Source organism: Shewanella sp. S1-49-MNA-CIBAN-0167 (genome assembly GCF_040310145.1).
In the GTDB taxonomy this organism is placed as follows: domain Bacteria; phylum Pseudomonadota; class Gammaproteobacteria; order Enterobacterales; family Shewanellaceae; genus Shewanella; species Shewanella psychromarinicola.
The window spans coordinates 25596-51500 of the sequence record NZ_JBEOPO010000028.1; the positions used below are offsets into that span (position 1 = coordinate 25596).

19 protein-coding genes are annotated in these 25905 nt (G+C 37.2%); 16 read left to right on the forward strand and 3 right to left on the reverse strand.

Annotation, left to right across the window (positions count from 1 at the left end; translation table 11 throughout):
- Window positions 1-22 precede the first annotated feature (22 nt).
- The 6 genes from AAEZ00_RS13775 to megL all read left to right on the forward strand — a co-directional run bounded on the left by AAEZ00_RS13775 (window position 23) and on the right by megL (window position 8038).
- On the forward strand, window positions 23-1342 hold the full coding sequence (locus AAEZ00_RS13775; RefSeq protein WP_351088793.1) for a methyltransferase: 1320 nt from the start codon (window positions 23-25) through the stop codon (window positions 1340-1342).
- Between the two features lie 252 nt (window positions 1343-1594).
- A complete protein-coding gene (locus AAEZ00_RS13780; protein WP_101032205.1) occupies window positions 1595-2644 on the forward strand; it encodes a 3-oxoacyl-ACP synthase III in 1050 nt (349 codons plus the stop codon).
- 59 nt (window positions 2645-2703) lie between these two features.
- Window positions 2704-3579, forward strand: coding sequence for an alpha/beta fold hydrolase (locus AAEZ00_RS13785; protein WP_101032204.1), 876 nt, complete (start codon window positions 2704-2706; stop codon window positions 3577-3579).
- An 86-nt stretch (window positions 3580-3665) separates the two neighbouring features.
- Window positions 3666-5363, forward strand: coding sequence for an olefin beta-lactone synthetase (gene oleC / locus AAEZ00_RS13790; protein ID WP_124011833.1), 1698 nt, complete (start codon window positions 3666-3668; stop codon window positions 5361-5363).
- 43 nt (window positions 5364-5406) lie between these two features.
- Window positions 5407-6456: a 2-alkyl-3-oxoalkanoate reductase gene (gene oleD / locus AAEZ00_RS13795; protein ID WP_124011832.1), complete on the forward strand. Its 1050-nt coding sequence runs from the start codon at window positions 5407-5409 to the stop codon at window positions 6454-6456.
- A 397-nt stretch (window positions 6457-6853) separates the two neighbouring features.
- Complete coding sequence (megL, locus tag AAEZ00_RS13800; protein ID WP_124011831.1) at window positions 6854-8038, forward strand: methionine gamma-lyase; 1185 nt, start codon at window positions 6854-6856, stop codon at window positions 8036-8038.
- 257 nt (window positions 8039-8295) lie between these two features.
- Here the strand turns inward: megL and AAEZ00_RS13805 are convergent, their stop codons facing one another.
- From AAEZ00_RS13805 to AAEZ00_RS13815, 3 genes are read right to left on the reverse strand one after another with little or no spacing between them, the layout of a single operon-like run.
- Complete coding sequence (locus AAEZ00_RS13805; RefSeq protein ID WP_164839501.1) at window positions 8296-8748, reverse strand: hypothetical protein; 453 nt, start codon at window positions 8746-8748, stop codon at window positions 8296-8298.
- On the reverse strand, window positions 8748-10838 hold the full coding sequence (locus AAEZ00_RS13810; protein ID WP_351088795.1) for a bifunctional diguanylate cyclase/phosphodiesterase: 2091 nt from the start codon (window positions 10836-10838) through the stop codon (window positions 8748-8750). The genes AAEZ00_RS13805 and AAEZ00_RS13810 overlap by 1 nt, the downstream gene beginning before the upstream one ends.
- Before the next feature lie 27 nt (window positions 10839-10865).
- Complete coding sequence (locus tag AAEZ00_RS13815; RefSeq protein WP_351088797.1) at window positions 10866-11483, reverse strand: transglutaminase-like cysteine peptidase; 618 nt, start codon at window positions 11481-11483, stop codon at window positions 10866-10868.
- A 1549-nt stretch (window positions 11484-13032) separates the two neighbouring features.
- On the opposite strand from AAEZ00_RS13815, the gene AAEZ00_RS13820 reads away from it, so the two are divergent.
- The 10 genes from AAEZ00_RS13820 (at window position 13033) to AAEZ00_RS13865 (ending at window position 25894) form a co-directional block, all read left to right on the forward strand.
- Window positions 13033-14199, forward strand: coding sequence for a nucleotide sugar dehydrogenase (locus tag AAEZ00_RS13820; protein ID WP_101032198.1), 1167 nt, complete (start codon window positions 13033-13035; stop codon window positions 14197-14199).
- Window positions 14200-14376: 177 nt separating this feature from the next.
- Entirely contained in the window at window positions 14377-15336 is a 960-nt protein-coding gene (locus AAEZ00_RS13825) for a phosphoribosyltransferase family protein (protein WP_351088800.1), read from the forward strand.
- Between the two features lie 913 nt (window positions 15337-16249).
- A complete protein-coding gene (locus AAEZ00_RS13830) occupies window positions 16250-17569 on the forward strand; it encodes a lipopolysaccharide biosynthesis protein (RefSeq protein WP_351088802.1) in 1320 nt (439 codons plus the stop codon).
- Window positions 17570-17870: 301 nt separating this feature from the next.
- Window positions 17871-18812 carry an acyltransferase family protein gene (locus AAEZ00_RS13835; RefSeq protein ID WP_351078394.1) on the forward strand — a complete coding sequence of 314 codons (942 nt, stop codon included), beginning with the start codon at window positions 17871-17873 and terminating at the stop codon, window positions 18810-18812.
- Window positions 18813-18833: 21 nt separating this feature from the next.
- A complete protein-coding gene (locus tag AAEZ00_RS13840) occupies window positions 18834-19802 on the forward strand; it encodes a glycosyltransferase family 2 protein (protein ID WP_164839499.1) in 969 nt (322 codons plus the stop codon).
- Window positions 19803-21041 (forward strand): EpsG family protein, encoded by a 1239-nt coding sequence (locus AAEZ00_RS13845; RefSeq protein ID WP_351078398.1) that lies wholly within the window; start codon window positions 19803-19805, stop codon window positions 21039-21041. It abuts the gene before it with no gap.
- Between the two features lie 227 nt (window positions 21042-21268).
- On the forward strand, window positions 21269-21832 hold the full coding sequence (locus AAEZ00_RS13850) for a glycosyltransferase family 2 protein (RefSeq protein WP_124011823.1): 564 nt from the start codon (window positions 21269-21271) through the stop codon (window positions 21830-21832).
- Window positions 21833-22570, forward strand: a complete 738-nt coding sequence (locus AAEZ00_RS13855) for a WecB/TagA/CpsF family glycosyltransferase (protein ID WP_351078401.1) — start codon at window positions 21833-21835, stop codon at window positions 22568-22570.
- Between the two features lie 461 nt (window positions 22571-23031).
- The gene (locus AAEZ00_RS13860) at window positions 23032-24465 is read left to right on the forward strand and encodes a mannose-1-phosphate guanylyltransferase/mannose-6-phosphate isomerase (protein WP_351078404.1); all 1434 of its coding nucleotides are present in this window, start codon (window positions 23032-23034) and stop codon (window positions 24463-24465) included.
- Window positions 24458-25894 (forward strand): phosphomannomutase, encoded by a 1437-nt coding sequence (locus AAEZ00_RS13865; RefSeq protein WP_351078407.1) that lies wholly within the window; start codon window positions 24458-24460, stop codon window positions 25892-25894. The genes AAEZ00_RS13860 and AAEZ00_RS13865 overlap by 8 nt, the downstream gene beginning before the upstream one ends.
- Window positions 25895-25905: the final 11 nt, after the last annotated feature.

A 25905-nucleotide genomic window follows, 5' to 3' on the forward strand; every position in this document is an offset into this window, starting at 1 on the left:
AAGGTTAATAATAAGCAACGATATGTCAGCAATCGATTATCAACACACCTTTAACGAAGTCGACTCACTTTTGAATGCCCTAAAACCCTTGTGGCAGCTCGTTGCATTTGAGTGTAACCACTTACCTTGGCAGCAGGAATATCCACATTTAGCTCAAAAGGTGTGGCAGCTTGATGATACTGAAATAGATATCCTTGATATGGATCAGCAACAGCTTGTCGAAATGTTATTGCCAAGCTTGATTAGCGACATTAAACAGAGCAAACTTCCACAGGTTGATGAATTAATTAGTCAATTAAGCTTGTTAGTCATCACTTCGCCTACAAGTGCTATTGACCCAATAAACTCTCAATCTTTGCCTAGCGGTGAACAGCCACATAGCAAAGGCCAGAATAATGATTTAGCCCATTTCAGTGCCCATATTAAAGGCCGAAAGTGGCAACAAATCATCATGTTTGCGAATCAAGTTGATCCACAGCATCACTCTAAGTTACCTAGGTTACCTATCTTAGAGTGGTGCGCAGGTAAAGGACACTTAGGCCGCTTGGTGGCTAAGCAGCAACACATTGAGGTGACAAGTCTTGAGTGGCAAGCGAGTTTATGCAGACAAGGCCAATTTATTGCCAAACAATGGCAATTACCACAAACCTTTATTTGTGCCGATGCTTTTGCGCCAATCGACCCGAGTAAACCGCTATTGTTAATTGATCAACATGCCATTGCATTGCACGCTTGTGGTGATTTACACATTCGTTTACTCAAACTAGCAGCATCGGCAGGTACGCGGGTGATTTCTATTTCACCCTGTTGTTATCATTTAATTGAGCATTCACATTATCAACCGCTATCGGCCTTAGCAAAGGTCAGTGAGTTACGCTTGTCGCGTCATAATTTACAACTACCGTCACAGCAAAGTGTGATTGCCAGCACCAAGCAACAAGTATCGCGCCATCAAGAAGTGGCATGGCGTTTGGGTTTTGACAGCCTGCAGCGTGATATTCGGGGCATAGATGCTTATTTGCCGGTGCCGACCATTAAACAAAGTCAGCTTAGCGGCAGTTTTAGCGACTTTTGCCAATGGGCTGCAAATCAAAAGAAATTATTACTACCTAATGCTATTAATTTGAGCCATTATTTTCACCTTGGGATTGAGCGACAACGTCTCACCAAGCGGATCGCTTTAGTGGCACATTTATTTCGCCGCACGATAGAGCATTGGCTATTGCTCGATCGTGTCTGTTTTTTACAAGAGCAGGGATATCAAGTTGCGCTGACTGAATTTTGTGCAAACAGTGTTACGCCACGAAATGCCTTGATCCAAGCAATTAAAATAATCGAATAGTAGTCTTGGTCACAGATTTACAAATTAAGCCATTGTTTACACTGGTTTATTTTTATTAAAACTGTAAGAATTAACAAACTGGTTAATTAAACAATAGAGTTTAACCATAAAAAATCATCCAAATTACCGCATTGGCTTGCTGTTTTTGATTGAATAATTAAGCCATTCTTGTTCAAATGGCGGGTTAATAACGAATATCAACTATTCTAGTGCCTTTTTGGCTTGCTAGAGCGAAGCGAATTATACGGTTTAATGAAATATTCACGCGTCTTTATCAATAGTCTGGCTTATGAGCTAGCACCGCAAGTAGTGTCGAGTAGCGATTTAGAATCTCGTTTGGCACCGCTATATCAAAAGTTTCGTATTCCTATGGGGCAACTTGCCGCATTAACCGGGATTACCGAGCGTCGCTGGTGGCCAAAAGGTCATCGTTTATCTGACGGTGCCATTGCCGCTGCGCAAAAAGCCTTAAATGAAACCGGTATTGATGTCAGCGACTTAGGTGCCGTGGTTTACACGGGGGTGTGCCGCGATCAACACGAACCTGCGACCGCTTGCCGTATTGCTGCTGAACTTGGCGTGTCAAAAGACACGGCAATTTATGACATCAGTAATGCCTGTTTAGGGGTGTTGTCGGGTATTTTAGATATAGCCAACCGAATCGAGCTTGGTCAAATCAAAGCGGGTATGGTTGTGTCGTGCGAATCGGCTCGAGACATTGTGGATGCAACCATTGACCACATGCTAGCCGAGCCGACCATGCAAAATTTTGCTCAGTCATTGGCCACATTAACCGGTGGTTCAGGCGCTGTAGCGGTGATTTTAACCGATGGGACTTTGCCGCTTAAAACCACTCGTCAACATCAGCTGTTGGGTGCAAGTCATTTGTCTGCACCAGAACATCACCAATTGTGTCAATGGGGCTTACAAGAAGCTGGGCACTTATTGTATCGCGAGTTTATGCGTACCGATGCCGTGACTTTACTCAAAGAAGGAGTAGAGCTTGCCAAGCACACTTGGGAGCATTTTTTAGAACAACGAGATTGGGTCGTCGAACGGGTCGATAAAGTCATTTGTCACCAAGTGGGTGCCTCTAACCGTCGGCAAGTGCTAAATGCATTAAATATCCCCCACATAAAAGAATATCCCACCTATCAAACATTGGGCAACATGGGCTCGGTATCATTGCCTGTTACGGCTGCCATTGCACATGATGAAGGTTTTTTACGTGTTGGCGACCAAGTCAGCTTTTTAGGGATTGGCAGTGGTTTAAACTGCATGATGCTAGGAATTAAGTGGTAAGCCATTGGCTGCGCTAAGTTTTTTGAATTTCATTATAAAAATCATTAACAGGATGCATCATGCTAGACAACTTGCTGCCATTTAAAAGTCACTTTTTAGATCGTAACGGCAATAAATTGCACTACATAAACGAAGGCCAAGGCGAGCCCGTGGTGATGGTGCACGGTAATCCTAGTTGGAGTTACTACTACCGTAATTTAGTCAGCGCACTGAGCGGTCAGCACCAATGTATTGTGCCAGACCATATTGGTTGTGGCTTATCAGATAAACCGGATGATCCACTATACGATTACACCTTAGTTAACCGTATTGATGATTTAGAAGCCTTGCTCGACAGCCTTGATGTAAAACAAAATATTACGCTAGTGGTTCACGACTGGGGCGGCATGATTGGTATGGGCTTTGCGGCGCGCCACCCTGAGCGCATCAAGCGCATTGTGTGTTTAAACACTGCAGCGTTTCATTTACCTAAAACCAAACCGTTTCCTTGGGCATTATGGGTTTGCCGCGACACTTTACTTGGCACCTTGTTAGTGCGCGGTTTGAATGCATTTTCATCTGCGGCGTCGTATGTTGGCGTTAAACGTAAGCCGATGGCTAAAGATGTCCGCGAAGCCTATGTTGCGCCATTTAATTCTTGGAAAAACCGTATTTCGACATTGCGCTTCGTGCAAGATATTCCACTTAAGCCTGGCGATCGTAATTACGACTTAATCACTAGCATTGGCGATAGCTTAAGCCAGTTTGCTAACGTGCCAACGCTTATTTGCTTTGGTTTACAAGATTTTGTATTTGATAAGTATTTTTTAGAGGAATGGCGACTGCGAATGCCTCATGCCACAGTGCACGAGTTTGCCGATTGTGGTCATTACATTCTTGAAGATGCCAGCGACGAAGTGATTGGCTTAATTAAAGATTTCATCGCGACAAATTAAGCTAATGTGCTAGGTTTAATAAAAGTAAATAAAAGGCTCTTTTGAGCCTTTTTGTTCATTTCAACCTGAGCCAATAATGGTTAATCATGACGAACTTCAAAGACAAGCACGCTAACGCCAATATTTGCCAGCACTTACAATATGCTGCTCAGCATACTCCAGATTCTCTTGCCGTGGCCGTTCAGCAGGCAAAGCAAGGCCAATTTGATTACCAAGAAATCGATTTTGCTAGCTTGCATCAGCAATCTGATATGATTGCTAAAGGGCTAATTCAGTACGGCATTACGCGTGGCATGAAAGCCGTGTTGATGGTGACGCCAAGTATCGAATTTTTCTCATTAACCTTTGGTTTATTTAAAGCCGGTATTATTCCGATTTTAGTCGACCCAGGTATGGGCGTAAAAAACCTTAAGCAATGTTTCGAAGAATCACAACCTGACGCCTTTATCGGTATACCTAAGGCCCACATCGCAAGGCGCATTCTTGGTTGGGGTAAAGGCAGTGTCAAACACGTTATTAATGTGGGCGGCTCAGGTTTACAGCGTTGGTTAGCCAATGCCACGAGCCTTGAAACGATTATTGAATTTGGCCGTAATGTGGCTCAACCTCTTGATATGGCATTGCTTCACCATGATGATATGGCAGCCATTTTATTTACCAGTGGTAGCACAGGTACCCCAAAAGGCGTGGTATACAGCCATGGGATGTTTGAAGCGCAAATTAGTGCGCTAAAACACGATTATGGTATTATTCCAGGCGAACGTGACTTAGCCACATTCCCGCTGTTTTCCTTGTTTGGCCCGGCACTTGGCATGGCATCAATTGTACCCGACATGGATGCCAGTAAACCCATCAGCGCCAATCCGGCTAATTTGTTTGCTGCTATCGAGCAATATCAATGCACTAATATGTTTGTTAATCCCGCCTTGTTGGAACGTTTAGGCCAAGCAGGCGAACAAACCCAACATAAACTCACTAGCGTTAAGCGAGTTATATCAGCTGGCGCGCCGGCGACCATCAGCTCAATTAAATGTTTTAGTCAGATGCTCAATTCACAAGTTGAAGTGCTCAATTCTTACGGTGCGACTGAATCACTGCCTATTAGTATGATTGGCAGCCATGCGTTGTTTGCTACCAGTGACTTAACCGATCAAGGTAAAGGTATTTGTGTTGGTAAGCCGATATCGTCGGTGAGTGTGGATATTATTGCCGTTACTGACGTGGCAAAACCACAATGGGCTGATGTGAATAAGCTTGGCGCTAATGAGATTGGCGAAATTGTGGTGAGCGGTCCTATGGTCAGCCAGGCTTATTATCAGCGTGAGCAAGCCACCCAACTCGTTAAAATTCACCACGGTGATCACGTTAAACATCGCATGGGTGATGTGGGGTATCTTGATGATAATGGCTTACTGTGGATGTGCGGTCGTAAAGGTCATATTGTTGATGCCACTCGCGGTAAGCAACGGCTAAAACGCTTTTATACACTGCCGTGCGAGCGAGTATTTAATACCCATCTGCAAGTTAAACGTTCTGCCATTGTTGGCGTGGATGTGGGCGGTGATATAGTGCCGGTTATGTGTATCGAATTACATAAAGGTATTGTTTGCTCAACCTCTAAAGCGCTATTTCAAGAGTTAACCCAATTAGCTGAACAGCACCCACATACTCAAGGTATCGGGCGCTTTTTAATTCATCCCGATTTCCCGGTCGATGTGCGCCATAATGCTAAAATTTTCAGAGAAAAACTCGCTGTATGGGCCCAAAAGCAATGGCAAGAATAAAGTCGTTCTTAAGTGAGACTAAGGTAATTATAAGGCAATAATAATGACGCTGACAGATTTACACCCCCTAGAGCAAACCGCACTGAAGCAATTAGCGCTATCGGTTAGTAAAGTATTTGTTACCGGCGCAGGTGGCTTTTTAGGTTGTGCTATTTGTCAGCGTTTATTGGCAGCCGGTATTGAGGTCGTTGGCTTTGCCAGAAGTCATTATCCCAAGCTTGTCGAACTGGGCGTCGATATGCGTCAAGGCGACATTAGTGACTATGACAGCGTCAAGCAGGCTATGACTGGATGTGATCTGGTGTTCCATGTCGCATCAAAAGCCGGCGTGTGGGGCAGCAAACAAAGTTTTTATTCTCCCAATGTTGATGGCGCGACTAATATTGTTAACGCTTGTAAAGCGCTTGATATTCATAACCTTATTTATACCAGCACCCCAAGTGTGACGTTTGCCGGTGCAGATGAAAATGGCATTAACGAATCAGCCCCTTACGCCAGTCAATACCTTAATTATTATGGTGAGTCTAAAGCCATTGCCGAAAAAAATATCCTTGCAGCTAATACTGCTTCGCTTCGAACCACAGCCTTAAGGCCGCATTTAATTTGGGGGCCAAACGACCCACACCTTGTCCCTAGAGTGGTAGAGCGTGCCAAAGCAGGGCGCCTAAAGCTGGTGGGATATCAAGATAAACTGGTCGATACCATATATATCGACAATGCTGCCTACGCCCATATTTTGGCTGCAGTGGATTTAGTGGCCGCGGCTAAGTGCGCAGGTAAAGCCTATTTTTTAAGTAATGATAAGCCTATAACGATGGCCGCTATGCTCAATAAAATCTTAGCCTGTGCAGACTTACCGCCAGTGACTAAGCGAGTACCCGCAGGTGTTGCTTATGCCGCAGGCGTGGTACTTGAAACACTTTACGGCTGGCTCAATATACAGCAAGAACCCATCATGACTCGCTTTGTAGCAAGGCAATTATCGACCAGTCATTACTTTGATATTAGCGCAGCTCAACAAGACTTAGGCTATCAACCGCTTATGAGTATCGAACAAGGTATGCAAAAGCTGAAGTTATCGCTTTCACGCTAATTGTGCTGATTAGCTGTTTAAGCTAGCGGTTTGCATTAGTTATTCAAGTTAGCCGTTAACGATTAGGGTTTAAGATAGCGACTTAAGGTAGCGACTTAAGTTAGCAATAGACTTTAACCGCTTTTATTAACTGTCTTTGCTAATGGCTAATATTAACGACCTAAGTTAATGACTTAACTTAGTCACACGAGTAGATAACACAAAATTTGTCTTCACTACTGTCTCTAAAAAAATGATGTAAACAATTGTTTGTAACATTGTTTTTACATCAATTACTTTAGTTATTTTTTAACAATCACTTGGTTAAATTTTATTCCGCTGTATCTTAAATCCCGACCACCATAAAATCACCCCACAGAGGGTAACAACTCATAACAAAGTGGTGCAGGGAGAAGCAATGCAAGATAACAAGCACATCACATGGAATTTAGCGACCTTAGCCATTCATGGCGGCCATCAGCGTGAAGCCTTTGGCTCACTCACCACACCACTATATCAAACCGCCACCTTTGTATTTGATAACGTAGAACAGGGCGGAGCGCGTTTTGCCGGAGAAGAGCCTGGCTATATTTATACTCGTTTAGGAAACCCGACCACTGCAGAGTTAGAGCGTAAAATGGCGCTACTCGAAGGCGCTGAAGATGCTGCCGCCACGGCATCTGGCATGGCAGCCGTATCCAGTGCATTGTTAACCCATTTACATGCAGGCGATCACTTAGTGGCATCAAAAGCGGTATATGGTTGCACTTTTGCGTTAATGACCACCCAATTAACCCGTTTAGGCGTTACCACCACATTGGTCGATTTTACCGATATTGCTGCAATCGAAGCTGCTATTAAGCCCAATACCAAAGTGATATTTTGCGAAACCCCAGTCAATCCACATCTACAAGTATTCGACATAGCAGCCATAGCAAAAGTCGCTAAGGCTCATAAGCTAGTTTCAATCGTCGATAACACCTTTATGACGCCCTTATTGCAGCAACCGCTGGCAATGGGTATCGATATGGTGATCCACAGTGCCACCAAGTATCTTAATGGCCACGGCGACGTGATTGCAGGTATTGTGTGCGGCAATGCAGAGCACATGCACAGATTAAAATATGAAATATTGAAAGATTTTGGTGGGGTTATATCCCCACATGATGCTTGGCTTATTTTACGCGGCTTAAAAACCTTAGATGTCCGCTTAGCACGCCACTGCGACAATGCCGAAGTGTTAGCTGAATATTTAGATAAACATCCAAAATTTAGCCAAGTGTTTTACCCAGGTTTAGAACACCACCAAGGCCATCGTTTCATCGGCAATCAAATGAAGCGTGCTGGTGGGGTCATTGCATTTGAGCTAAAAGGGGATAAGCAAGATGCGATGAACTTCGTTAATCGTCTCAAGCTGTTCACTATCGCTGTAAGTCTTGGTGATGCCGAATCACTTATTCAACATCCCGCTTCAATGACCCACTCACCTTACAGCCCAGAAGCCAGACTCGCCGCAGGCATCACCGACAACTTACTGCGCATCTCAGTTGGCCTAGAGAATGTTCAAGACCTGATTGCAGATATTGAACAAGCGTTAGAGTGAAGACGGGCAGTCATAGCTGAAGATCTTTGAAGAACGATCGCAAGCGATTAAAGCCTAGAGACTAGGGCGGACTTCGTCCTGCTAGATCGCTGCGCTGCTATAACAGCGGGATCCGTCCTGGTAACGTTTTTGAGCTGGGACTTCAGCTCTTGTGGATGACGAATTATAGACATAAAAAAACAGTGCGTTTAGCACTGTTTTTTTGAGCTTACAGTCACGAGTTTTTATTGTTCATTTAACGGTAAGAAGACTAAATATTAGTTACTAGAGATTGTTCCAGCACCGCCGCCTGAACCACCACCAAAGCCTGGACCCGCTGGCGCAGGTGCAGCACCAAATCCACCACCACCTGCAGTTTGAGTATCTTCAACTGCTTCAGACACAATGGCAGGGTCAACACCGTTGGCAAGTGCAATGGCTAAAATCTCATCTGGATTCATGCCCGCTGCTACAGCCGCTTTTAATGCTTTTTTGATGAGTTCTACATCGCCGTTAGCGGCTTGAATTGCAGTCGCTAATTGCTGTGCTTGCGCTGATATGGGTGCATTTTGATTGCTAGCAGTTAAAGTCTCTTCAGCCTTTTCACCTGCCATCAACGTCTCATCAGCTATTGCACTTGCAGACAAGGTGTCTTTAGCGATTGCACCTGCAGATATACCTGTCGTCAATAATGCTGACATTAATAAAATGGGTAATTTATTCTTATTCATTATTCTGCCTCGTTGTCTAGTGAATTGCTAAAGTCGTTTAGATGCAAAGTGCACGTCCAACTCTGGGGTGTATTAGCAGGAATGATTGTACTCAAATTTTGTACAGCATACAATCCATTGCCTTGTAGGCCATCGATGTTCATCAGGGTAAAATAAGCACCTATAGTGGCTGATTCAACCTGTGGTGCAATGATTTTTATGCCAATACCATGACAAATTTGGGTCAAGGTTTGTACAAAAAAACGTGTGTCAGCTTCGGCAATATCGTGAACGTAGCTAGCATCAATCTTAACAAAATCAATGTCTAAGTTACGGATGTAACAAAATGAACTTAAATTTGAGCCAAACCGTTCGATAACAATATCAATATTTGATTGTTTTGCTCGGCGAATAAACAATTCTGTTGAGGCTAAAGAAAGCATTGCTGCAGATTCATTAAATTCATACAAAAGTGGTGGAAGGGTTTTATGCAATTTCTGGTATAAATCAAATAACCAGTCGGTAAATACTGGGTTATGCATTGCACGCTTACTAATATTGATCGCCACTTGGGTATGCTCTATATGTTGTAATTTGTAAAAAATGAAACAAATGACAGCTTGCTCAAGCTCTTGTATCACCCCCAGCCGTTCTGCCATCGCAAAGACATCTAACGTCGATAGGGTTTCACCTTTTATTTTGAAGCGAACAAACGATTCAACATACAATATCGTCTGTTTATTATCCACCACAGGTTGTAGCATTAAGTCAAAAATCTTATCAAACGGAATACATTTAATGGAAAAGTCTTTTGGATCACAGTGACTAATTTCGTTTTTAAAGTATTCAGTGAACCGCGTTAAAATAGACACCCATTCTTCTCGGGAGTGATTTTTATATATCGACTCAGGGTCTACTAACCCGTTTACTGCTTCTGAATACTGATTATGCACCAATTGATTATCTAATCGCTTAACTGCATCCGTAAACGACTCATGGTGATTAACTCGGGTGAGAGCGTGCTTAGCAAAGCCATTTTTAAAATATTCTCCATTCTCAATAGTTAATGAGTTAGCAAATTGGGTGTCGATTACCTTCACCGATTCTTCAGTTAACAATGATATAAAGGCAAATTCAGATCCAGAGATACGATACAACTGCGATTCATGCATTTGTTCAATTTGCTTACTTAGTACAGTAGCACCTTGTAAAATGTATTCATCGCCACAGCCGTAGCCTTCTTTGTCATTAATGACTTGTAATGATGTCATCGACACCAAACCTAAATAAAAACGATCCCCATGCCGTTCATACTCAGCCTGAATAGACTCAAACTTTGTCAATAATGCTCGGCGATTAGGTAAGCCTGTGTGTGGGTCGATATACACTTGTTTAGACAAGGTTTCAGCTAATTGAGTTTGCTCGTTAAATGATCGTTGAATGTTTTCAACCATGCGGTTAATTGCATTAACAACAGTACGTAATTCAGAGGTAAAAGGGCGTACAGTATTTAAGCTAAAACGTTTTTGAATAACCGACTCAGCTTGTTGAACAATACTGCTCAAGGGGGTTAACACTGCTTTTAAAATAAAATATACCAACAATAATGCAACTAACAGTTGCACTAGTGTCACGTTAAATGTGCTAACCGCATGATCCCATAGTGCATAATACGATGTTCCCGCATGTGACTGTACTTCTAGTATGCCAGCAATGCGCCAACCATCACTGACTTCACTGGTCATCACTGGAGGATGCAGGGTAAACCCGCTAATAAACCAATCAGGTACAGCGAAGTTACTTTCAGGGTTGACCCGCTCAAACTGTTTTACCCCGTCAATATCAGTAAAAGAAATATGTTGATAATAACCCGAATCAAAAATGGCGTTGGTCATAGTTTGAGCCATCACCAAGCCTTCTTCCTCCATATAAGGTGACATAGACAACCCTAAGCTGTGTGCAGCCCCTTGCGCATGGGAACTCAGTTGCTCATTTAAATAACTGCGCATATTCGACACATTGTGATATATCGCTGTGCTAAAACTAAATATAGACAAACAGCCTATGAGTAAATATAGCTGTAACCTTAAAGACATCCCTTGTTTAAACATGGCTCACTCCAGTTCCTTTTGTTCAGTTTATTCGCCGTTTTCAATTCGATTGACTAAATCAGTCCAATTTTTTGTCCCGCCGCTGGTGGGCTTGGTTGTACTAAGACCTTGCGCCTTTGCTAGCCATAATCCTTGGCCATTAAATGAATATACAGGTTTTAAATCTCGGCGTTGGTCGGCAGGTAAAATGGTAGTTTTTAAATTATCTAGCACCAAAGGCATCGCCTTAGGGTTTTCAAAATAAATCAGCACCATATGGGGTTCGTTAATCAACAGTGCTCTTACATACCTCAAGCGCATTTTATTTTCATCCACACCCATGGCCTTTAAGGTAAAATATTTAAAAATAGCAAAGTCTTCACAATCACCACCTTTAGTCCCTAATGATTCAAGCGGTGTAGCCCAATAATCACTTTTATGCCAATGGTCACTGTCACTCACAAAACGGATCCGCCGATTAGCAAACTGGTTGGCTAAATGCAAGCGCTCATAATCACCTAACGTACTGCCTTTATTAATAGTGTCACGCCAGTCACTAAAGTCCTCAACGCTGTCCGAACTATAGCGCTGCTCGATAAGTTTAAAAAAATCCTCAGTAAATAAATCATCCGTTATTGTGGCAATGCAGACAGCCGAAGATACCACTGAGATTAGGAGCCAATGGCGGTATCTATCGATGCAACACAACACGAATTTAATACGCAAATCCCACTGCAGTTTATGGTTAGTTATTACAGGGTAATGATGTTAGCAAAATGATGTAAATCAGAAATATCATAAGTCAGTTTTTGCTTAAACGACAATGAAATGATGATGAAATTTCAAAACGAGTGCATAAAGGCACAACATTAATAGCAGGCATACTTCGAAAGTACGACAAAAAACACCGTTCTAAATAACGACCTAGTTTACTCATTAAAAGGATTGAATTTTGATGGTGTCAATATAATGGCACGCTTATTGTTATGTAATAGATATAGAAACGTGTTTTTAAGGTTTATAAATTAGTGTTACGAGCATTCGCCACAAAACGATTGATTGAAAGGAATCGTGGGGAAGGTTTCAGTGTTAAGTGTTAGATTTTATATGTTTTTTGTTTTTAATTAAAACAGTAGCTTAATTTTTTAGATGGTCTTGTTATGTTGCTATCCATTAACTAGGTGCCATTCTGTATGGTTAAATTAATGTTTATATTAGGCACAAAAACAGTGCGTGTTGCTTATCTAAGCTACATGCTGGTGCAAAAAAAATCACAATAACAAATATTAAAAAGAACTTTCGACTGATTGATAAATTTTCGAATTAATGAACGAAGTCATTTGAATAACATACTCCAAGTACAATTACGACTAAAGAAGTAAGTTGATAGTGTTTGATTTTATATGTAATAAAAAAGTGCCAGAATAATAACTAAACGTTAATAACCGTCAAAAAAAAGTCATCAAGTTAACGTATAAACTATAGTTAATACTTGATGAAACCATATTGACGTAAGAAATATCGACGTAAAACAGAAAGTAGAAAGGGAAATTTTAAACAAGGTATGACGGAAATGATAACTGTGTTGAAGCCAATCATCAGATGATTTGTTTCGTTAGTTTACTGATGTGATCTCATATCATTATTGTTTCGCTGCATCCCACTACACCACTTTAGGTGTCATACGTGTTGTTAATTCACCTGAAAATGATTGTTGGTGGCTGATTTTATTTAGGTATCGATAATGCCTAAAACTCACCATCAACTATATTGTGTATACAGCACATAAAAAGGATTCATTTTACTTTTTAATTATTAAAGATAAAGGCTATATAATCAGCAACTTAAAAGGTGTTACAGCAATCTGGAAGCTGCAATCTAGTGGCGGTAGCGTGTCTTTTTTTACTATCCGTTAAAATCTTACGCCGTCATCTTCACATGTTTTTCGTTGAAGACTTTGTTGTCATTTTATTCAAAGGGCGATTCAGGATTAACAATATTACCGGAACAACAAATTAGAAGCTCCAATGGATTGATGAAATAGCAGGAGCCGGTTTTACTCTTCGCTGTCATCTTTAAATATTTATGTTGGCGACCTCAGCTCTAAATGTTTGCCTTTGACTATTAACGAGATTCATAAGTGCATGTACTTAACAATATGCTCTGGATGTTTTGAATAAAAAAGCTATTTAAGATCAACAGGATGTTTGTCTATATGAAAATTGCAATCGCAGGTACTGGTTACGTAGGTTTATCAAATGCCATGCTTCTGGCGCAACATAATGAGGTCGTAGCTGTCGATATCGTTAAAGAAAAAATTAACCAACTTAATGATAAAATATCACCGATTGTCGACACAGAAATAGAAGACTTTTTAGCTAACAAAAAGCTTAACTTTACGGCAACGCAAGACAAAGTCACTGCGTATCAACAAGCAGATTTTATCATCATTGCCACACCTACTGATTACGATCCTGTGGCGAACTATTTTAATACATCGTCAGTTGAATCTGTGATTAAAGATATCATTAGCATTAACCCGAATGCCATAATGGTGATCAAATCTACTGTTCCTGTAGGTTATACCGAACGGATTAAGCAAGAGTTTGCATCCAATAACATTATGTTCTCGCCTGAGTTCCTAAGAGAGGGTAAGGCACTACACGACAATTTGTATCCATCACGTATCATTGTGGGTGAGCAAAGCGAGCGCGCGCGAATTTTTGCTAACTTACTATTGCAAGGTGCAATTAAAAAAGATGTTCAAGTTTTATTTACCCACTCAAGTGAAGCCGAAGCGGTGAAACTTTTTTCTAATACTTATCTCGCATTGCGTGTTGCATACTTTAATGAGTTAGACACTTATGCGGAGTCACGTTGCCTGGACAGTAAACAAATTATCGATGGTGTGTGCTTAGACCCACGGATTGGTAATCACTATAACAACCCTTCTTTTGGTTATGGTGGCTATTGCTTACCTAAAGACACCAAGCAACTTAGAGCAAATTATTCAGATGTCCCCAACAATCTTATTGGCGCAATCGTCGACGCCAATACTACCCGTAAAGACTTTATTGCCGAGTCAATTTTAAAGCGTAATCCTAAAAAAGTGGGTATTTATCGTTTAATAATGAAGTCAGGATCAGACAACTTCAGGGCTTCAAGTATTCAAGGGGTAATGAAGCGCATTAAAGCCAAAGGTGTTGAAGTTATAATTTACGAACCCGTATTAGTGCAAGATGAATTCTATCATTCGACAGTCTATCGTGATCTCGAACAGTTTAAAGCAGATGCGGATGTGATTGTATCTAATAGAGCTGCAGATGAGCTAAGTGATGTAGCCGATAAAGTGTATACCAGAGACCTGTTTGGGAATGATTGAAATTATATCGAATAAATATATGATTAATTAGCACATGTAGTGTTAATTTCAGCGTTGTAAATCAATAGGGTCTACTTGGATTTTAAATTATCTTGTAAAGTCAAAATAATATATTGATCGATTAGTATTTAGCTTAATTAAATAAATTTAGACTTTGTTTTGATTGTTGAGGGATTAATGAAATATAAATCATATAGTGATTTAAGTAGAGATATTAGTGATAATATTTACAAGATCAATACTCAGAATTTTGATTTGATTGTTGGTATTCCAAGGAGTGGAATGGTTCCCTCTTATATGGTTTCATTGCTACTTAATGTTAATTGTATAGATCTACCTGCATTTATTAGAAATGAAAAGCTTAGCAAGGGTATAACTCGTGATGTAGGGACGGATATAGTAAATTCACATGATGCAGAAAATATATTACTTATTGACGATAGTATTTTGTCTGGAAATTCAATGTTGAATTCTTTAAAGCAAATCCCAACGAAATTTCAAGGATTGATAACTACTGCCGCGGTATATTCTAGCCATAAAAACCATGAAAATGTAGATATTGTTCTTACTGAGGTTGAGCCACCTCGTGTTTTTGAGTGGAATATTTATCATCATCCAGTAGTTTCTAATTCGTGTTTTGATATTGATGGTGTACTTTGTTATGACCCATCAAATGAAGAAAATGATGATGGTGATAAATATGTGGAATTTTTATGTAATGCAAAGCCGCGATTTATTCCTACTGAGAAAATTGATTATCTAGTAACTAACAGATTAGAAAAGTATCGTACACAAACAGAGGTGTGGTTATCTAAAAATGGTGTTAAATTTAATAATTTGATTATGTTAGATTTACCAGGAAAAGAAGATCGGCTAGCTCAACCGGATTATTATTCGCATAAAGCTAATTTCTATAAAAGTAGTGATTCTTCTCTTTTTGTAGAGAGCGATATCAATCAAGCAATTGAAATTGCAAATCGTTCTAATAAGTTTGTTTTTTGTGTGGACGAGAATATTATGATATCCCCTGGAGGTTTGAGTCGGTTTAAAAATAAAAGTTACTTATTTTCTAAAGTTAGATACAAACTTTCAAAAATACAGGTGTTACGTACATTGTATAATTCATTTAAGTTCTAAGTTCTAAGTTCTAAGTTCTAAGTGCTATTAAAATAAATAAAATCAATATTTTAGCAAATGTTCACTCAATAATGAGTAACATAACTGCGATACTCATTATAGATGTTTGGCGTCATCCAATTGCCGAGAAAGAGGTTTTTTACTAAAGTCAAATAGTCTTACTGTTATATTTATAATGTGAATACGGTAAGTTATTCTGGCAGTACAGCCCTATAATACAGATCGTATTGCAAAGGCTAAAATAAACAAGCTGCCAGGACAACATATCGTCCAAATCTTTCGCGATTAAACATGATTGGAGGCTAGAGCTGTTATCTAACAGCTGATGGTGATCAGTGGATTTATAGGCTATATCAATAGGTAATTTCCAAATAGGCAAAATTTACCGCTGTTTATCACAATGAAATAGTCACCAGATGCCGTCATTAGCCATCGATACGAGAGAATATTTTGGCTACTTTCAAATAGCGCTTTTTATAGTCTAAGGTGATTTTTTCACTTACAGGAAAGTCAATATTAGTCTTCACAATATGTTATTAAAGCAATGAGTAGAATGTCGAGCCGTTTAAATATCTTAATCATATTAACAGAATTGACAATGATTCGAGTTAAGCAAGTATGAAAACATGATTAATGCGATATACAAAAGTGAACTAAATATGCCCTTATAGCTCACGAAAGTAATTTACAAATGAAAATATTAATGGGTTATTGCAGTAAGCTATAAAGAAAACATGTTTTCACTTGGTCAATTAGCAAGTAATTATACAACACAGAGTTGAAATGAATATCGAACTAATAAATTTTTAATTGTAAGCTGCAAGTGTATTATGTTGTCAACTCGCTATTTAATTGAGATTGTTAGCTACTTATTATTTGAATTTTGTTCTTGAAAATAATAAAAGAGTAATAAATGCCTGAGGTTACGATAGATAAAAAGTTAATAGAATCAATATTGCATAGTATGACGGGGAGATATTTAGTTTATGCTGTACAGTTATTATCGATGATGATATTAGCTAGAATGTTCAGCCCTGAAACGTTTGGTATATTTGCTATTATTCAAGTGTTTTCAGTATTTTTTGCTTTAGTCAGTGAGATGGGTTTTGGGCCTGCATTGGTTAATGAAGCTAAAATCCCAAAAGAAATGCGTGATGGTATATATAGCTTTACTTGGATTTTAGGTGTTTTTGTGTCGATATTGTTTTTTGCGGCATCACCATTGATTTCATGGTTTTATAATAATGAAATATATCAATATTTAGTTATTCCTGTCGCAATAAGTATTATCTTTAATACAGCTATTATTGTTCCTTTAGCATCATTCAATCGTGATAAAAAATTTATATCTATAGCTAGATGTGAAGCTATAGCTGAAGTGATTTCAATTGTTGTCGTATTGGTATCACTGTATTATTTAGAGCCTATATGGGCATTATCATTAAAACCTTTAACAGTAGCATTTATAAAGTACATCTTAGTTGTTCTAGGTTCAAAAAATACAGAAATAGGTATGCCGTGGTTTGGTAAAGAGTTATCGCATACATACAAAATACTAGCTTTTTCAAAACATCAGGCGGGATTTAATTTCTTAAATTATTTTTCAAGAAATTTAGATAATATTCTTGTTGGTAAGTATTTAGGAACAGTTAGCTTAGGTATTTATGATAAAGCTTATCAATTAATGCGTTATCCTTTGTTGTTGCTCACATTTGCTATGTCACCTGCAATACAGCCTGTTATGATGGAGTTGAAAAATGATCTTTATAAATTTGAAACGCTTCACAATAAATTCATAATTGTTATTTCAATAATAGGTTTGTTCGTCGGTGTTGTTATTTGTTTTTTATCTGAAGAAATAGTTTATATTTTGCTTGGTGAGCAGTGGTATGGAGTAACTCCGTTATTAGAAATATTATCCGTATCAATTCCAATTCAAATAGTTATGAGTACTAGTGGCGGTTTCTATCAAGCAGCAGGTAGAACTGATTTGATGCTTAAATGTGGGTTATTTGCTTTTTGTACAAATGTAACTGGGATAGTCATTGGTGTTTTGATGAACGATTTAGAATTGCTAAGCTGGGCAATCGTATTTAGTTCATTCGTAAATTATATACAATGTTATTATATTATGGGTAAATATTTGCTGCCATCAGGAGCTTGGCACACTTTAAAAAGAATATTAACCACACTCATAGGTGTTGCTTTAATGTTTTTTATGGTTGTTAAGTAGAATTTTTATTTATTATCCTTAAATTGTTATTAATAACTTTCATCCATACTCATAGTATTTTAAATATTAAAATAAGTAATTAATTAGAATAACTGCAAGTGCTAACCTGTATTTTGTGAATGGTTGTCATTGAAGTTATAAGTTTTTAATTGTTAATTATTTGCTAGGTGATGTCTTTATTCTATCAGAAAGTGGCGACTAACTTGAGCTTTTTTAATGAGCGTAAATAATATCATTAATGTTTAAAGCTTAATTTAGTTTATAGGGTGGTTTATATTTTTAATTAAATTAAGGTTAGTTTGTGATAGATAATAGAAAAATGCAAATAGATACACTAAGAGGTATCGCATGTATATTATTAGTCAGCTATCATGTTATTGGTTCAACACCGATGCAAGGAATGAAAATAAGTACAGGTTTACTCAGAGAAATTAATGATTTATTTGTTTATATTCGAATGCCTTTGTTTGCTTTTATATCTGGGGTTTTATATGGCTTTCGGCCAATAAGGTCTGATTATTTTGTTTTTATAAAAAAGAAAACCAGCAGACTGCTTTATCCTCTTTTGACAGTTGGAACGCTATTTGCGCTTTTACAGTATTACATTCCAGGGACAAACGGTGGTGATATTGATTTAAAATTTATTCATATCATTCCAGTAGGCCATTATTGGTTCTTAGAAGCAATATTCTTAGTTTTTTATTTTGTAGTTTTATTGGAGTATTATAAGGCTTTTGATAACTTCTTTATATCATGTTTTTTAATCTTAATTTGCATATCAATTTACTTGTATGGCGTTGAGGTTAATTACTTCTCACTTTCAGGTTTTGTTTATTTATTGCCATTTTTTTTGTATGGAATGATGACTACACGATATCAATCTTTTAGTCATAAATTGTATTTGTTATTATTGGTTGTTTCATTTGTATTTATATTTAAAATCTTTATTGATTTCGATGGTAGAGCTGAGACAATTATTGTAGGTTTTATGTCATGTATTTTTCTTTTTTTACTAAAGTTAAGAGTTAGAATACTTGCATATATTGGTTTGTATTCTTTTTCTATTTATCTTTTTCATGTTTTCTTTACAGCTTCATCACGTATTATTTTAAATAAAATAGGTTTTTTTGATATGGAAATAATATTCCTTATTGGACTTGTGTTAGGTGTTTTAGGTCCGATTGTGACTGATAAAATATTTAGTAGTAATACTCACGTTAAATATTTTGTATTGGGAAAGTAAATTTTATTTCAAGGTGGTTTTTTGAACAAATTAACAGTTGTAATACCCACATATGGAAGAGCTGATAAGATTTTACAATCAATATACTCTTGTATGCATCCAAGAATATTTATTGTCGTTATTGATGATAATGGTCTAAATACTACTAACCAAATTGTAACCAAGAAATTAATTGATAGTATTTCTTCTGAATTTTCAAATAACTTACTTTATTACGCATTAGAGATAAACTCAGGTGCTTGTATAGCTCGTAATAAAGGGATTGAAATTGCTAATACATCAGTTGTTACTTTTCTTGATGACGATGATATGCTTTTAATTGAAGAAACTTTAGATAAGCTTGATTTTTTTACTCAGCAGACTGAATGTGACGTCTGTTGTAGCGATATGTTCTCTAAATTTAATGGTAAAAATTATCAGTTAGACTTCTGTCAATTTAGAGGCGTGACATCATATGATTTACTTGAAGATGGAAATTGTTACACGCCGATGGTCATGGCAAGAAAAGAAGCTTTGTTGCTTATAGGCGGATTTGATAATTGTAAAAAATATCAAGATCATGTGCTAATACTAAAAATACACTTAAATGACTTAAATGTATTTTATTTTAACAAACCTACGTTCATACACGTAGATCACGATGAATACAGGATTTCTAATAAAACTTGTTCTTATCAGACCGTTAAGCTTAGATTTGAATATGAATATCAATTACTCGAAAATCTTGAATTAGAAAGAGATGACTACGCTAGGTTGAAAAGTATTATTACAGATAGGAAGAGCTTATTATGTTTTTATTATATTGTGATGCCAAGGTTAAATACTTTTATAAAAAGGTTTATAGGCACTAAACGTTTGTTTTACTCGATTAACAAAGATGAGAGTAGTCTATTCGTTACTTTTAAATCATTTCTTTATGCCTTAAGAACTATTGATGGCTTACCTTTTATTATAAAAAGAGTGGCTTATAGGTTAAAGGGTAAAAGTTAAGTGAGCAATTTATCAAATAATAATGATTTTGAACTCGCTAATTTTAATGATGATATTAGTGATTTGAATTTGTATCTTTTTTATATATTTATATTTTTATTCTCTTTTGTCACACCCTTTTTATCTTTTATATGTTGTACTTTTTTAGTTGTTTATACAAATGACTATAAATTTTTAAAAACAATTCCCATTTCTCTCACTTTATTTTTTATTGTTATAAATTTCAACAGAGATTTTTTTCATATTGGTAACGATTTAGCCTGGTATTACTCTTACTTTAAAAACTTTGCTGATTATCAATTAGGATTTACTAGTGCTTTTGAGGATGATCTAGCAAATATTTCTCTAAAACCTACCGAACCCTTCTATCATTTATTGGTCTATATATCGAGTAAACTTACTAATGGTTATTATCCATTTTATATTTTTTGGGTCCATTGCTTTATTTACCTAATACCCACTTTTGTCATTATACAAATTTGCAAAATTGAACGAGTTTCGGTTTTGATTTGTTTTTCATTAGTTTTATTTCAAATGTTAGTTTTTTATGACTTTGGTAATGCATATAATTTAATTCGGCAGCAAGTAGCTAGTTCGTTAGTGGTTTTATCATTTTATTTTATGTATATAAAAAAACCAAAGCTTTGTTTCTTATTTGCAGTCGTTTCAGTGTTAACTCATAATTCAACGGTATTGATTGTCGCCATAATATTTTTGTTTTGTCTATATAATCTAAATTATATTTCATACAAATTAGTTTTTTTGTTTACCAGTATTTTATCATTTATTTATGTATTAGCATATTTTAGCCTAAGTGGTAATTATGAGGAATTAGAAGACCAGTCTCGAGGGGCTATAGTTAAGTTAATTGACTTTTCCCTTTTTACTTTGAGTGCAATAGTTGTTTTTCTTTATGATTCTAGACATAGGAATATATACAGGTTCTTATTGTTATTCTTTGTCGCCTTACTTTTTTCGCACGCGAGTTTATTTCTACCATTAAGGTTCTTGACGTTTTACGACTCTTTTAAATGGTTGGTTTATTTTATTTTGCTTAATTTTATTAGTTCAAAGCTGTCAGCTTATCGATATTCAGATTTTTTTATTTTTATTGTTTCTTTCGCCCTATCATTTTTGTATTTTAATCTAAAACTTACTTATACGTCTTATTCTTACTATGGTAAGTTTATGGATTTTGTTTTTGACTCTCCAGCTTTTTATTTAGGAATTAATTTATGAGAATTTTGCTATTAACTACATGTATATACAATGAAGATAATTATTCAGATTTTCTGAGATTAACTAATAGTTTGTTTTCGCAAAATAATGAAGTGACCTTCGTCCACGCAGTTCTATTTCAGAATTTCCACCTAGAGAATAAGTTGATTCTTAATAGTTCAAGCAATTATTTATCTAAGTACTATTATAGCAAAAAAATAATTTCATTATCAAAGGCCAGGAATTTTTTGATAAACCAATTTTATAATGAGTTAGATGATTATGATTATATTTCTTTTCCTGATGACGACTGTTGGTACCCAACCGAGTTTTGGGGCTGGTTCGATAAGTTAATAAAGAATGATGATGTACAGTTGTTTTATACAAAGTTTTGCTCAGATCCTGTAGATATTCCAAATTCAACAGAGAGCCATAGTACCTATAAGTTAGTTAAAAATGCTTCTTCAAACACGACTATATATAAAAGTGATATTGTGATGAAACTGAAGTTATTTAATGAGAGTTTCGGTGTTGGCAGTATTAATAATGGTGGGGAAGATACTGATTTCGCTATAAGAGCGATGCTTTTATCTAAAAATATTTTATTTAGTAACTCTGATGCAATTGGGCATAGAGATCCTGTCGCTGAGTTTAAGTATAGATATTACAAAGGTTCCTTCGGTGTTCTGAAAAATCATTGTTTACGTTCGGTTTCGTTATTTTTAATTACATTAAGAAAAGTTTTAGTTGGTTTTGTTTTCTTATTATTTGGGAAAATAAAAATGTCTGATTTTTTCGTTGGGAAAAGTTAAATGGAATCTTTAACTAAGGTAAGTTTTTTAGGTGTTAATTTTAATAGGTTTTCTATTGAAAGTTTGACTGCTCTTATTTTAAACGTCAATGAAAAATACGTTACAGTAGTCACTCCTAATGTTGACCATGTAGTCAGGTTAAATTCAAATTCTGATTTTAAAAAAGTATATGAACAGGCTGATATAACGGTAAATGATAGCAGAGTTCTAAATTTGTTATCTAAAGTTGCACGTGTTGATATTGGTAATGTGATACCAGGGAGTGATCTAACTAAAAGAATAGTAGAAAGTATATCAAGTAAAGAATATCCCATAACGGTTATTGGTTGTTCCGATGCAACAATCAGATTTGTTACTGACAAGTATAGATTGGCTTCAGTGAATCATTATAATCCACCTATGGGTTTTATTGATAATGACGACGAAGTTGATATATGTGTTAATTTTGTTTTAGATAATCCGGCAAAATTAATTTTTATTTGTGTAGGGTCCCCTAGACAAGAAATATTATCTACTAAATTAAAAGAATCAGGTGCTACTGGTGTGGCTTTATGTGTTGGTGCATCTTTTTTGTTTTTAAGTGGTGAAGAAAAACGAGCACCTGTTTTTCTGCAAAACTTATCTTTAGAGTGGCTTTATAGGTTATCCCAGTCTCCGAAAAGATTGTTTAAACGTTATATTATTGACGGCGTAAAAATATTTCCAATTTTTGTAAGCTATATAAAAAATAAAAATTAGCTTCTGAGTTGTACTTGATACATAGATGATTTGATAATCTAATGTAATTTTGTTGGATTTTGTGTAGCTATCTTAACTTTGCATTATTGTTAGGTTTTTTTTACATAAGTGATATTCACTTCGTCACATGATTTTATTAGAATTATTAGGGTTTTAAATCGTATCTTGTTGGTGTTATTTTTTACTGTTTTATTGGTGTTGTTTCTGTTTTATAGTAGTCCTTACTTATTTATGAACGCAATCTTATTAGTGATAATTATCTGTCTAATGCGTTCTTTAGGGTATGTTTTCTCTATCTTAATGTTAAAACGATATCTCTACTCTTAGTGTCTATTAGATGATCACAGTTTGATTTAATCTTATCTTTATTTGACAGACTAGTTTGTTAAATAAAATAAGTTATCGTAATTTGTAGATTATTATAAATTATTATGTCTTAAATTTAATTAAAGGTTTTTAATATGATTTTACCAATAATTATGGCTGGTGGTTCGGGATCTCGTTTGTGGCCTTTATCTCGACAACAATTTCCCAAACAGTTCCTAACGTTATTGGGTAATCATTCAATGTTGCAAACGACGGCAAATCGTTTACAAGGTATTGCTCACTCCCCCGCATTAGTGATCTGTAATGAAGAACACCGCTTTTCTGTAGCTGAACAGTTTCGTTTAAAAAATATAAACAATAGCGGTATAATTTTAGAACCTGTAGGACGTAACACTGCGCCTGCCATTGCGCTTGCTGCGATGTTAGCGGTTCAAGACGGTGATGACCCTATATTGTTAGTGCTTGCTGCGGATCATGTCATTAAAAATGAGTCGGCTTTTTGTGAAACAGTTAAGCAAGCTGTTTCTTTAGCTGAGCAGAACAAGTTAGTTACCTTTGGAATAGTGCCAACGGCTCCCGAAACCGGATATGGTTATATTCAGCGTGGTGACATATTAGCCAACGAATTCGGTTTTAATGTAGCTCATTTCGTTGAAAAACCAAATTTGTCAACCGCACAAGACTATATTGCCACAGGGCAATATTATTGGAATAGCGGCATGTTCTTATTCAAAGCAAGTGCTTATTTACAAGAGCTTGCTTTGCATAGTCCTGATATTTTTTCCGCTTGTGAAGCTGCGATGACTAATACTACTCATGATGCTGATTTTATTCGAATCGATAATTCAGCTTTTGAAGCATGTCCAGATGATTCTATCGACTATGCTGTAATGGAGAAAACTAGGCATGCGGTTGTTGTACCCATGGATTGTGGTTGGAGTGATGTAGGTAGTTGGACTGCGCTCTGGGAAATTGAAGATAAAGATGAGTATGGCAATGTCTTTAAAGGAGATGTGATTGGTATCAATACTCAAAATACTTATGTTAACGCAACTGAAAAACTAGTGACCGTTATCGGCTTAGACGATGTGGTGGTGGTTGAAACAAAAGATGCCATTTTGATTGCTAAGCAGTCAGAAGTTCAACAAGTTAAGCAAGTGGTCGAGCAGTTAAAATCTGAGAACCGAAACGAATGGCAACATCACCGCGAAGTTTATAGACCATGGGGGAAATACGATTCTATTGACCACGGAGGTCGTTTTCAAGTTAAGCGAATTACTGTTAAGCCTGGCGCTAAATTATCGGTTCAAATGCATCATCATCGTGCAGAACATTGGATCGTTGTTACAGGTACTGCCAAAGTGACTAATGGCGAAAATGAATTACTGTTAACAGAAAACCAATCTACTTATATTCCAGTAGGTGCAATCCATGCTTTAGAGAATCCCGGGAAATTGCCATTAGAACTGATTGAAGTGCAGTCGGGTTCTTATTTAGGTGAAGACGATATTGTTCGTTTTGATGATCGTTATGGACGCGTTGATACCAATGGCATAACCAATGCTTGATTCGAGAAACATTATCGCCATAAGCAATATTGGTTTTGGCACCAGTGGTGCAAGGGGATTAGTCAGCGATTTTACCTCCAATGTGTGCGGCGCTTTTACGGTGTCTTTTATTCATGTAATGAAAGCTTCTTTTAGTTTCTCTATGATAGCGATTGCTATTGATAATCGACCTAGTAGTTTGGCTATGGCTCAGGCATGTGCAACTGCAGCAGCGCAATGTGATGTAGATGTTGTTTTCTATGGCGTGGTTCCTACTCCTGCGTTAGCGAGTTGTGCGATGGCACAAGGTATTCCTTGTATTATGGTAACGGGCAGTCATATTCCTTTTGATCGAAACGGACTTAAGTTTTATCGCCCCGACGGAGAAATCAATAAATCAGACGAAATCGCTATTATTAATGGCGAATTTACCTATGAACCGATCCAGCAGCTTCAAAAGCTTAGTGTCGATGATACTGCTAGTAATGACTATATTACTCGTTATAGCAGCTTATTTAGCAGACCTTGGTTATCAGGTAAACGTATTGGTATTTATCAACATTCCAGTGCAGGGAGAGATTTATATCCGCGGTTATTCCAACAGTTAGGTGCTGAAATCATTTTAATTGGTCGCAGTGATACTTTTGTTGCAATCGATACTGAAGCTGTATCCGAAGCTGATTGCCAAAAAGCGATTGAATGGACACAGCGATACCAGCTAGATGCATTGTTTTCGACTGACGGTGACGGTGACCGACCAATGTTAGCTGATGAAAATGGTCATTGGTTGCGTGGTGACATATTAGGATTACTGTGTGCTAAAGCATTAAATATTGAAGCGTTGGCAGTGCCTGTGAGCTGCAATACAGCAATTGAACAAAGTGGTTTTTTCCAGTTCGTGATTCGGACTCAAATTGGTTCACCTTATGTTATTGCGGCTTTTGAGGAACTTAACCCTTTTTATAAGTGTGTCGCGGGTTTTGAAGCCAATGGCGGCTTTTTATTGGGGTCCACGATTGAAGTTGATGGCAACACATTGTCAGCTCTACCCACGAGAGATGCGATTTTACCTGTGTTGATGGTGTTATATCATGCAATATCAAGCTCTCGTTCGGTTGCCGCTTTAGTGACAGATTTACCTCAACGTTATACTCATAGTGATCGTTTGACGGAGTTTGCTACAGAGCGCAGTAAGAAAATCATTGCAATAGGTCAAGAAAATTCGCAAGTGCTGTTAGGGCAACTGGGCCTTTTGGGGGATGAATTGTCGAGCGTCAATGTTATTGATGGACTCCGCTTTATCTTTGTTAATGGCAATATTATACATTTACGTCCGTCCGGAAATGCTCCTGAGTTTAGATGTTATGCCGAGAGTGTTTCAATAATTGAGGCCAAAAAATTAGTTAATAAAGTATTAACCAAGTTATCAATAATTAATTTTTACAGCTAATTAGGTGAATG